Raw genomic sequence first — 9,798 nt, forward strand, 5'->3', positions numbered from 1 at the left:
TCGATTTTAGATTTTAGATTTTAGATTTTAGAATTGACTCCACAGATGAATCTGGGGAGTAGAACTAATGTCTGTCGATCGAGCTTATATTTTAGATTTTAGATTAAAGAATTGAGTCTACAGAGGAATCTGGGAACCCGCTTATTTCAATCTAGGGAATTTTTGCAGGCTTTTGCCCAATGGTGGTTGAAAGTAAGTCTTGAGAAATTAAAGGCAGAAGTCATCAGCCTATAGAAAAAAAATCTTTTCTTTCTGCCGAATCCTTCTGCCCAATGACTTCTGCCTTCAAATGAGACCCGCTGCTACCTAGTCGTACAGACCATTATTCAACCTGTTGTCTCCTTCAATAAAGACTGATTCAACATCAGTTACGGTGAATTTGTCCATGTTAGCTTGCAGCACTTTTTTCTGAGCATCCGTCAAGTCTGAAATATTGAGTACGTCCTCAACATTTTCGTAAGGAGCATTCTTAATAATTAGTCGAGCTAAAGTGGGATACAACCCTCGAAATTCCCGAAAGTCCCGGACGGCGCTGTTGTTCAAATCAAGTTTTTTGCCGTATTCTGTGGCAAGCTTCTCATCGGCGCGATTGGTTCTAGCCGGAGCTTCAACAGCTAGGAGCGAGGAGGATGGCAAGACGATACGGCTTAATGACGCCGCGATCGCGCTTTGGTCTCCAGCCCATGCAAAGCAGCCCAGCACTAAGCCCAATACTGCCAATAGACGACCCAATCGTTTCATGAAGTTTTGTCTCCCAATTTCATACACAGCATTTATGTAGAGACTACCATTTTGCTTATGCAGTTTTTCAGATAAATCCGCAATAGGTAGAGGGCTGTTATAAACTTTACATTTTGATATTGACAACGCAGACGATATATGATATTAACTGACTTTTAAGCATCGCAGGCCAGTTTATAAAAGGCACTCCAAATTAAAAACTCGGACTGCCATTTTAAAGGGTTAATTTTTGCCCTGCACGCAATTTTCTAGCTATCGCGAACTCTTTCCTTTCGTTTTGAGAAAAGCGTTCAAGTCAGCATAAGTACCAGCGTAAGTCAGGCTGGGAGTGTCGTAACCCTTCAAAGCCACGGTGTGTGGCTCGAAAGCGCCCTCGGCTCCCAATTGCGTCAGGTATTTGTAGGTCGTTTCTCCGACGGCGATATCCTTGCCGAGTTGCTTGGTGCAAGACTCCAGGCGAAATGCTGCGTTTACAGTATCTCCCAAGGCGGTGTAGTCCGATCGGTCGCTGCTGCCAGAATTTCCCACCATTGCATAACCGGTATTGATTCCCGCCCCGACTCGCAAAGGAAAAGGTAGGGGGTAACGGCTGCTGAGTTCGTCTGTTGCCTTGTGCAATTCGCTCAAAGCTTGGCAAATCCGCATCATTTCCTCGCTGCTGACACCGCTGGTTTTGTGGAACCAGACGGCCATGATGGCATCGCCGATGTATTTGTCCACCCAACTGCCGTGTTCGCGAATGATCTGTCCTGCTTTGCGGAACCAATTGCCGATGACTTCCGAGAGGAGGGTTTCGTCTAGCTGCCTAGTCAAAACTGTAAAGTCTCGGATGTCCATTACCATGACGCTAATCAGGCTGCGTACCGTCAAAGTCGCCGTAAAATCTTCAGAGTCTGTCTCGTGTATTGGATCGTGCCGGTGGCCGGCGGTTGGGTTGTAGAAGTCTAATTCGGTTTGACCGAAAATAATCCGATCGCCATTTCGGAGAGTGACAGGAATACTGACCCGCCGCCCGTTGACAAAGGAACCATTGCGGCTGCCCAAGTCGATCAGGTAGAACTCTCCTGTCTCCATTTGCTGTAACATCGCGTGATTACGGGAAATCCAGCGATCTGTCAGTACAAAATTATTGTCATCGCTCCGCCCTACTGTCCAGCAATTGCTGCCGGAGAGCGGCAAGTAGCGATTGCCGCCTTCTGTGCGAAGTACCATATGTGGATTGGGTTGCACTCGTCACAACAGTCCTAGAAACGACACAAAATTAACCGATTTGAGATTTGAGACTTCAGATTTTAGATTTTTTAGTCCATCGTCGATGCACCTAGCCCCTGCAGGATTTCAGAACCATAAATTCGATCGAGCGAGCGAAGGTATTTATGATTCGAGCTACAAAAGCAGCCAGTAAAAACATACTGTCTACCAAGATTGTACCTGATAATACTGCCTGCCCCGGAGCGGAGACAACTTTTATTTATTTTGATGAACCAGAAAAAAGTGGGAAAATGGCTCTCTGGCTAGCCAGCTACACTGTACCCACAAGTCCAAAATCTTTCAACACAATTCCTGAAACCCAAGTTTTGCATGAATCTCAGAAAGGAAGCTTATTTTCCTGAATTTTAAGTTATTGATTCGGCAAAACGAGAAATCAAGATTCTAGGAAACAGGGTTTCTACAATATGGGTCAGCGAGCAAATTGTCTGTACACGGTAGAGCTAGGCAGGGGTAGGGGGTGTAGCCTGGTATGCAGATCCAGAGTTGTGTGAACTACTCCCTCTGGTGTAAGCTTCCAATTTCAAGCGGAACAGCCGATCGTATCGAAGATTTCCTTCCAAACGTCGAACTTACATTCCGTCCCTGGGCAGTAGTGCTAGTTCATAACGCTAATAATCCAAGCCCTTCATCGCCAATAATGATAGCAGAATTCATATCTCTATCGTGCTTAGTTTTGCAGTTGCAACAAGTCCAGCTACGCACTTCCGCCGGAAAGCTACCCACCTGATTCAGACCTACGCGGCAACTCTTACTCGATAGTGCGAAAAACCGACCAATATCGAGGTAAGTTTTACCGTCTCTTGCAGCTTTGTCTTTCACTTGTATGGTCAAATTTGACCATCCGCCATCGCTAATTACGTTAGCTAGGCATGGATTTTTTTACCAGGTTATTTACTGCCAAATTGTCAACAACGATGACTTTGTTTTCCGGCACCAATTTTAGAGAGAGTTTTTCCTATAATTTCTCACGAGCGTTTGCCATCTTTTCGTGAGCTATTGCACTATACGGGCTTTAGGGCGATGATGGGAATCTTGATGTTTGCGATATAGTTTATGCTGCTTACGGTTGAGATTTTTATAATTTGTGGTTGATAGCAAAAACAACCCTCAGCTTTCCTAGAAACTTGAGAAATTTGTCACCAACTATTTGTACTTTTTGTGGGTACTGAATAGATTGCTTGTCATGCGTTAACTATTATAACTTCAGGAAAGATGCCCGTTATTCAAAGAAGTTGATGAATGCTCTGCATAGGTTGAGTCCATATATCTCGCTTTTGAGTGCTTGGTTGTGGCAATCGTTGCGACATTTATGATGATTTATCAAATTTTTTAAATAAATTTTATTTATTGTTACCGTCTTGTGATAGCTGAGAGATTGGTTATTCGTTGCCTGTTTAACTCGTTCTCCAGCTAGGAGTCCAAACCACAAACAGGACGGCAAAAAACAACCCTGGCTTTCATCGCACCGCTAAGATGAGTACAGTTAGAGCGGGGCGTTTCCCGCCGAGTAAGTTAAATTGGAAGAGAATTGTATGTTGTCGAAAAGAATTTTACCTTGTCTGGATGTGAAAGCCGGTCGCGTGGTCAAAGGTGTCAATTTTGTCAACCTTAAGGATGCTGGCGATCCGGTAGAAATGGCTCAGGTTTACAATGATGCGGGTGCTGACGAGTTGGTATTTCTGGACATTACAGCGACTCACGAAGACCGGAATATTATGATCGATGTGGTGTACCGAACGGCCGATCGAGTATTTATCCCTTTGACGGTGGGCGGCGGTATCCAATCCTTAGACACCATTAAAAGTTTATTGAGGGCGGGCGCTGATAAGGTGAGTATTAATTCGGCGGCGGTGCGCGATCCAAGTTTAATTGACAAAGCCAGCGATCGATTTGGTAATCAGTGCATTGTAGTGGCGATCGACGCTCGCAAACGGCAAGACGCAGATAATCCTGGTTGGGACGTGTACGTGCGCGGAGGGCGAGAAAATACTGGAAAAGATGCGATCGCCTGGGCCAAAGAAGCCGAACAGCGCGGCGCCGGCGAAATTCTGGTGACAAGCATGGACTCTGATGGCACTCAAGCAGGTTACGATTTGGAATTAACTCGAAGCATTGCCGAAATGGTCGAAATTCCCGTCATTGCTTCCGGCGGCGCCGGCAACTGTCACCACATCTACGAAGCCGTCACTGAGGGCAAAGCAGAAGCTGCACTGCTGGCTTCCCTGCTGCATTACGGGCAACTCAGTGTAGGAGAAATTAAAACTTATCTAGCAAAATGTCAAGTTCCCGTGCGACAGCAGCAGCCATTAGTGATTAGTCATTAGTCAGTGTATAGTCGGGCGCGTATCATATCTGGCAACATTTTCAACAAACGGCTCTGCAGGTTCACTCAAGCGCCCTCTCACAGTGCAAACAGGCTAAATAAACCCGCCTCCACCCCACGATAAAACCAGTTACTGACATTGATACCGCTATGTGAGGCGCATCCGAAGGCACTTATAGAGAATTTTTTTGATTCTACCCAAGTGCCTTCTACATAAATGTCTTGGGGCGATCGACGCCAGTCATCTAGAAATATTCCCTGAGAAGGATTTCAAATACCAGCTTTTTCAGCTAAATATTATATGTTAGCTCAATTTGAAAAAGAGCAACGGTTGCTTTTATCAAACTTGAGTAAAAGATTGTGCAGAATGTGAGTGAGCTTCAGCCTGTCAACAATCTCAGCAATTAAAATTTGTAAAAACGGAGAAATGGTGTATGTCTTTTATCAGCTTTAACCTCCCTGCCAAGCGTTTAGTTCGCACTTTAATAGCTGTTTGTTTTTGTGCCTTGATGTTTGTTTCTAATGCTTTCCCCGCTTTTGCAGTTACTAGCAGCCCCACCAAAGGTGAAGACCAACTTTTGGGTATTGAAAAAGAATCTCAAGAAGTTGTCCTGAAAAAACCGATGTCCTTGGAAGAAACTCAAGAAAAGGCGAGCAAAGGACCCAACGAAGTTCAGGGAGACGCTGACATTGAAAAAATGAAGAATCCTTCCAACACAAACACTACATCCTTTGAGCAACAAGTCAAAAAAGCTGTCAGCAAAATCAAAGACTAACTCAGCGCGCAGTAGTCAGCGGACAGTTGTTAGTATAAAAGCTTAGGGACACGGCACGACGCCGTGTCCCTTTAAATGTCGTATCCCATCTAAATTTAGCTGTAGTTTTCAGAATGGGTATCAGATTGAATAAAAAAGTGGAAAGGACTTGGCATCTTTCGGCTTGACGAACACTCTTTGCTGGGGCTGCAAGAGTAAGCTATCGAATCTTTCTCTCGTCAAATGAGCGTTTACTACTTGACCGTCATCTAAGGTTAATTCTACCTGAATTTCCCATCCCAAATGAATCAAGCGACTGATTCTTGCAGGCACTGTTGCACTATTTTCTGTAGTTTCAATTACTACGTCGTGAGGGCGCAAGAAAATCTCCGGGTTGGCTGAGTCAAAGCCGTTGTCTTGAAACATTCTTGAACTGCTGGGCAATACATTGACTGGGCCGATAAAACTCATGACGAAAGCACTCGCTGGATGGTCGTAAATTTCTGCGGGTGTTCCTACTTGTTCGATTTTACCTTTATTCATTACTGTAATGTGATCGGCAACTTCCATCGCTTCTTCTTGATCGTGCGTCACAAAGACTGTGGTAACGTGAACTTCGTCGTGCAGTCGCCGCAACCAAGCGCGCAAGTCTTTGCGAACTTTGGCATCGAGAGCTCCAAAAGGTTCGTCTAGCAGTAACACTTTCGGTTCCACAGCCAGGGCTCTGGCGAGGGCCACCCGCTGCCGCTGGCCTCCTGAAAGTTGCGACGGGTATCTATCGCCCAATCCTGCCAATTGCACTAAATTCAACAATTCTTCTACCCGCGATTTGACTTTCGCGGGCGGTGTTTTCTGAATTTCCATCCCGAAAGCGATGTTTTTTCGCACTGTCATGTGCTTGAATAGCGCGTAGTGCTGAAACACGAACCCAATTTTGCGCTCTTGGACGCTAGTATTGGTGGCATCTTCGCCTGTCAGCCAGATTTTGCCGGAGTCGGGCATTTCTAAACCGGCAATCAGCCGCAGCAGTGTAGACTTGCCGGAACCAGACGGGCCCAGCAATGCGACTAGGGAACCCGATTCAATTTCTAAGCTGACTCGATCGAGTGCTTGGAAACTGCCAAACTGTTTTGATACGTTTTCTACAACTATGCCCATAGGTAGGAAGAAGGAAGGGGGAAGACGGAAGAGGGAACAAGCAAGAGGGAAGAAGCAAGAGACAAGAGGCAAGAGGGAAAAATGTTAATCTCCGGTTTGGGGATGGGTTAAAGTAAGTTTTTTATAGCACGATCGCACATCAGTTTGTTAATTTTAGGGTTTTGGCGATCGGTCAGTCGATTTTAGATTTTAGATTTTAGATTTTAGATTTACTTACAGCTTTGAATCTGGAACATAGAACTTTGGTCTAAAATTTTGGGTTCTCCAGGAAAGGAGTTGGGGCTTTGTATCCGTTTTTGGGCGGGGTCACACACCGGAAAATTAACAAAAATGCACCTCCAAAACAAAACAACACAATTCTTTGCCACCAAAGTTGGCGTTTGGTACTACAATGCAGCAAAAGTTCAAGCGTTTTTGACTTCAACGGCTGAGGGGATAAAGGAAAATGGGAGATGTTGGACGTGTGCCTGTAGGAATTATCGGCGCTTCAGGGTACGGCGGCGTGCAACTTGTGCGACTGCTGGCGGACCACCCGGCGGCTGAAGTAGTTTATTTGGGCGGGGATAGCAGTGCGGGAAAACCTTTTTCCAGCCTTTATCCGCATTTGACTAACTGCATTGACTTGACAGTGGAGGCGATCGACCTAGACAAAATAGCGGCAAAATGTGAAGTTGTGTTTCTGTCGCTGCCGAACGGTTTAGCTTGCAAAATGGCACCGACGCTGATTGAAAAAGGCTGCAAAGTCTTGGATTTGTCGGCTGACTACAGATTTGAAAATCTGGAAACTTACAAAGCTTGGTACGGCGGCGAGCGATCGGACTCCTCAGTGGCTGCAAGGGCTGTTTACGGTTTGCCAGAATTGTATCGCGATCGCATTAAAAACGCTCAGTTAGTAGGCTGTGCCGGCTGCTACGTCACTGCTAGTTTATTAGCCCTGGCACCTTTGCTCAAACAAGGTCTTATCGTGCCAGAAACAGCAATTATCGACGCCAAGTCCGGTGCTTCTGGGGGGGGCCGCAAAGCTGAAGTTAATCTATTGTTGGCTGAAGCAGAGGGTTCTCTGGGCGCTTACGGCGTTGGCCGCCACCGCCACACGCCAGAAATCGAGCAGATTTGCAGCGATTTAGCGGGACACGATATTAAAGTTCAGTTTACTCCCCACCTCATTCCGATGGTGCGCGGAATTCTGGCGACTGTTTACGCAACTTTGCGCGATCCGGGTTTGGTGCGAGAAGATTTAATCACGATTTTCAGCGCTTTTTACCGCAATTGTCCTTGGGTAAAAGTGTTGCCGGCTGGAGTTTACCCGCAAACAAAATGGGCTTGCGGCACGAATCTTTGTTATATCGGCATCGAAGTCGATCCGCGTACTGACAGAGTGATTGTGCTGTCGGCGATCGACAATTTAATTAAGGGACAAGCCGGTCAAGGCATCCAGTGCATGAACTTGATGATGGGCTGGGAAGAAACTTTGGGTTTGCCACAATTGGCTTTCTATCCTTAATTATTGGGCATTGGTAATGGGGCATGGGGCATGGGGCATGGGCAATTGGTAATTGGTGGGGGCGGGTTTACGAGATTGTTGGTTTTAGGCAATTATTTCTGGTAAAACCCGCCCCTTGTATCTACAGGATGTAAATTGCCGATGCCCGATGCCCAATTCCCGATGCCCGATGCCCGATTACCAAGTGTTATTTAGGCCCGTAACCGATCGACCCAGCATAAATTGCCCGATCGCCCAATTCATCCTCAATCCGTAACAAACGGTTGTATTTAGCAACTCGTTCGCTGCGACACAAAGAACCAGTCTTGATTTGACCGGCGCGAGTCGCTACGGCTAAATCGGCAATGGTGGTATCTTCAGTTTCACCGGAACGGTGGCTGATGATCGATCGATAGCTGTTCCGTTTGCCCAGGTCGATCGTATCCAAAGTCTCTGTCAAAGAACCAATTTGATTCAGCTTAATCAAAATCGAATTGCTAGCTTTCAAATCAATTCCTTTTTGCAGCCGCGTGCGATTAGTAACAAACAAATCGTCACCAACCAACTGAACTTTGCTGCCCATTTTCTGCGTCAGCGCTACCCAACTGTCCCAATCGTCTTCATGCAAACCATCTTCAATGGAAACAATCGGATATTGACTGGCCAAACCATCCAAATAATCAATTAATTCGGCAGGCGAATGAGCCACACCGTCGTAAGTGTACTGCCCATCTTTGTAAAATTCGCTAGCAGCAACATCCAAAGCTAAAGCAACTTGTTCACCCGGTTTATAGCCGGCTTTTTCAATAGCTGCAATCAACAAGTCCAAAGCTGCTTGATTGGATTTAAGATTAGGCGCAAAACCGCCTTCATCACCCACACCAGTCAGCAAACCCTCAGCTTTTAAGACTTTACTCAGGGATTCAAATACCTCTGCACCCCAGCGTAAAGCTTCTTTAAAAGAAGGCGCACCCACAGGGACAATCATAAATTCTTGAATGTCCACATTATTGTTAGCGTGAGATCCCCCGTTGATCACGTTCATCAAAGGCACGGGCAAAACGTTCGCTAAGGGCCCGCCCAAGTAGCGGTAAAGGGGGAGTCCTAAAGTCTCGGCGGCTGCCTTTGCTGTGGCTAAGGAGACTCCTAAAATGGCATTGGCGCCAAGGTGGGATTTGTTGGGGGAACCGTCCAAGTCAATCATGGTTTTGTCTACCAGCGCTTGGTCGATCGCATCGAGATTAGCCAAAGCGGGGGCAATTTTGTGCTCGACGTTATCGACGGCTTTGAGGACTCCTTTGCCACCGTAACGTTTGTTGTCGCCATCGCGGAGTTCGTGGGCTTCAAAAGAGCCTGTAGAGGCGCCGCTGGGGACTTGTGCGATCCCCACAACACCGTTGGCTAGGTAAACTTCAGCTTCAATGGTGGGGCGCCCGCGAGAGTCGAGGATTTCTCTGGCTTGAATAGAATCGATCGCAGTGTCTAGCATATTAATTATTTCGGACTTAACTCAAGGTTTCATGACAATTAGCAGTCTCTGGGTTTTCCCACGCTGACTGCTGACGGGTAATAGAGTACGCGATCCCCAGAATTATTGGTACACAGTTTAAAATATTTGCGGATTTGGACGAGCAGTTTGGTGTCAATAACCTCGGCTTGTTGAATAAAGACCTCCGGCAAGTTTGACAGTAATTTGATGGTTTTAACCTCATACCATTTTTTTAAAGATGTGATAGACTTGTGTAAAAAGTAAAGGCGAGAATTACAATGTCTGGTCGTCCTCATATAAAGATTACCGAATCTGTAGAAAATTTACGAGAAATCCTCAAACAGCAAAAAAGAATCCTAGCTTATAACAAAGTTCAAATGCTTTATTTGTTTCAGTCCAAACAAGTAGAAACTGTGCGGGAAGTCTCGGCAGTTTTAGGTAAAAGTGAGGCAACGATTCATCGCTGGCTCTCCCAATATAGAAAGGGCGGTCGGGAAAACTTGTTAAAAAATCGGCAGGTTTTCGGTCGCCCAAAAAAGTTCTCAGTTGAAATAGCAGCGACCTTGCAACAAGAGTT

10 protein-coding genes are annotated in these 9,798 nt (G+C 46.0%); 5 read left to right on the top strand and 5 right to left on the bottom strand.

Going from position 1 to position 9,798, the window contains the following annotated elements:
• Positions 1 to 306: 306 nt before the first annotated feature.
• Together psbU and QUB33_RS23200 are read right to left on the bottom strand one after the other, a co-directional pair.
• Entirely contained in the window at positions 307 to 741 is a 435-nt protein-coding gene (gene psbU / locus QUB33_RS23195; RefSeq protein WP_006635850.1) for a photosystem II complex extrinsic protein PsbU, read from the bottom strand.
• A gap of 252 nt (positions 742 to 993) precedes the next feature.
• Positions 994 to 1,953 (bottom strand): adenylate/guanylate cyclase domain-containing protein, encoded by a 960-nt coding sequence (locus QUB33_RS23200; protein ID WP_333354870.1) that lies wholly within the window; start codon positions 1,951 to 1,953, stop codon positions 994 to 996.
• A 164-nt stretch (positions 1,954 to 2,117) separates the two neighbouring features.
• On the opposite strand from QUB33_RS23200, the gene QUB33_RS23205 reads away from it, so the two are divergent.
• A complete protein-coding gene (locus QUB33_RS23205; RefSeq protein WP_333354873.1) occupies positions 2,118 to 2,354 on the top strand; it encodes a hypothetical protein in 237 nt (78 codons plus the stop codon).
• A gap of 259 nt (positions 2,355 to 2,613) precedes the next feature.
• Here QUB33_RS23205 and QUB33_RS29720 read toward each other — a convergent pair whose 3' ends face one another.
• A complete protein-coding gene (locus QUB33_RS29720) occupies positions 2,614 to 2,832 on the bottom strand; it encodes a zinc ribbon domain-containing protein (RefSeq protein WP_445299551.1) in 219 nt (72 codons plus the stop codon).
• A 713-nt stretch (positions 2,833 to 3,545) separates the two neighbouring features.
• Between QUB33_RS29720 and hisF the strand changes: the two genes are divergently transcribed.
• Together hisF and QUB33_RS23215 are read left to right on the top strand one after the other, a co-directional pair.
• On the top strand, positions 3,546 to 4,337 hold the full coding sequence (gene hisF, locus QUB33_RS23210) for an imidazole glycerol phosphate synthase subunit HisF (RefSeq protein ID WP_333354877.1): 792 nt from the start codon (positions 3,546 to 3,548) through the stop codon (positions 4,335 to 4,337).
• Between the two features lie 433 nt (positions 4,338 to 4,770).
• On the top strand, positions 4,771 to 5,112 hold the full coding sequence (locus tag QUB33_RS23215) for a low temperature-induced protein (protein ID WP_333354882.1): 342 nt from the start codon (positions 4,771 to 4,773) through the stop codon (positions 5,110 to 5,112).
• 120 nt (positions 5,113 to 5,232) lie between these two features.
• Here QUB33_RS23215 and QUB33_RS23220 read toward each other — a convergent pair whose 3' ends face one another.
• Positions 5,233 to 6,249 (bottom strand): sulfate/molybdate ABC transporter ATP-binding protein, encoded by a 1,017-nt coding sequence (locus QUB33_RS23220; RefSeq protein WP_333354884.1) that lies wholly within the window; start codon positions 6,247 to 6,249, stop codon positions 5,233 to 5,235.
• Positions 6,250 to 6,694: 445 nt separating this feature from the next.
• Here QUB33_RS23220 and argC point away from each other — a divergent pair, with 445 nt between their 5' ends.
• Positions 6,695 to 7,753, top strand: coding sequence for an N-acetyl-gamma-glutamyl-phosphate reductase (argC, locus tag QUB33_RS23225; RefSeq protein ID WP_333354887.1), 1,059 nt, complete (start codon positions 6,695 to 6,697; stop codon positions 7,751 to 7,753).
• A 187-nt stretch (positions 7,754 to 7,940) separates the two neighbouring features.
• On the opposite strand, the gene eno is transcribed toward argC, so the two are convergent.
• On the bottom strand, positions 7,941 to 9,221 hold the full coding sequence (gene eno, locus QUB33_RS23230; RefSeq protein WP_445299552.1) for a phosphopyruvate hydratase: 1,281 nt from the start codon (positions 9,219 to 9,221) through the stop codon (positions 7,941 to 7,943).
• Between the two features lie 278 nt (positions 9,222 to 9,499).
• On the opposite strand from eno, the gene QUB33_RS23235 reads away from it, so the two are divergent.
• Positions 9,500 to 9,798, top strand: a 299-nt coding sequence (locus QUB33_RS23235; protein WP_333354890.1) for a helix-turn-helix domain-containing protein, incomplete at its 3' end; no start/stop codon positions are given.

The sequence above is a fragment of the Microcoleus sp. B3-A4 genome (genome assembly GCF_036705385.1).
GTDB lineage: Bacteria > Cyanobacteriota > Cyanobacteriia > Cyanobacteriales > Microcoleaceae > Microcoleus.

Bases quoted from the DNA above. Each gene is read 5' to 3' on its own strand.
- psbU (WP_006635850.1), bottom strand. From the start codon at position 741: ATGAAACGATTGGGTCGTCTATTGGCAGTATTGGGCTTAGTGCTGGGC.
- QUB33_RS23215 (WP_333354882.1), top strand. From the start codon at position 4,771: ATGTCTTTTATCAGCTTTAACCTCCCTGCCAAGCGTTTAGTTCGCACT.
- QUB33_RS23205 (WP_333354873.1), top strand. From the start codon at position 2,118: ATGATTCGAGCTACAAAAGCAGCCAGTAAAAACATACTGTCTACCAAG.
- argC (WP_333354887.1), top strand. From the start codon at position 6,695: ATGGGAGATGTTGGACGTGTGCCTGTAGGAATTATCGGCGCTTCAGGG.
- QUB33_RS23220 (WP_333354884.1), bottom strand. From the start codon at position 6,249: ATGGGCATAGTTGTAGAAAACGTATCAAAACAGTTTGGCAGTTTCCAA.
- eno (WP_445299552.1), bottom strand. From the start codon at position 9,221: ATGCTAGACACTGCGATCGATTCTATTCAAGCCAGAGAAATCCTCGAC.
- QUB33_RS23200 (WP_333354870.1), bottom strand. From the start codon at position 1,953: ATGGTACTTCGCACAGAAGGCGGCAATCGCTACTTGCCGCTCTCCGGC.
- hisF (WP_333354877.1), top strand. From the start codon at position 3,546: ATGTTGTCGAAAAGAATTTTACCTTGTCTGGATGTGAAAGCCGGTCGC.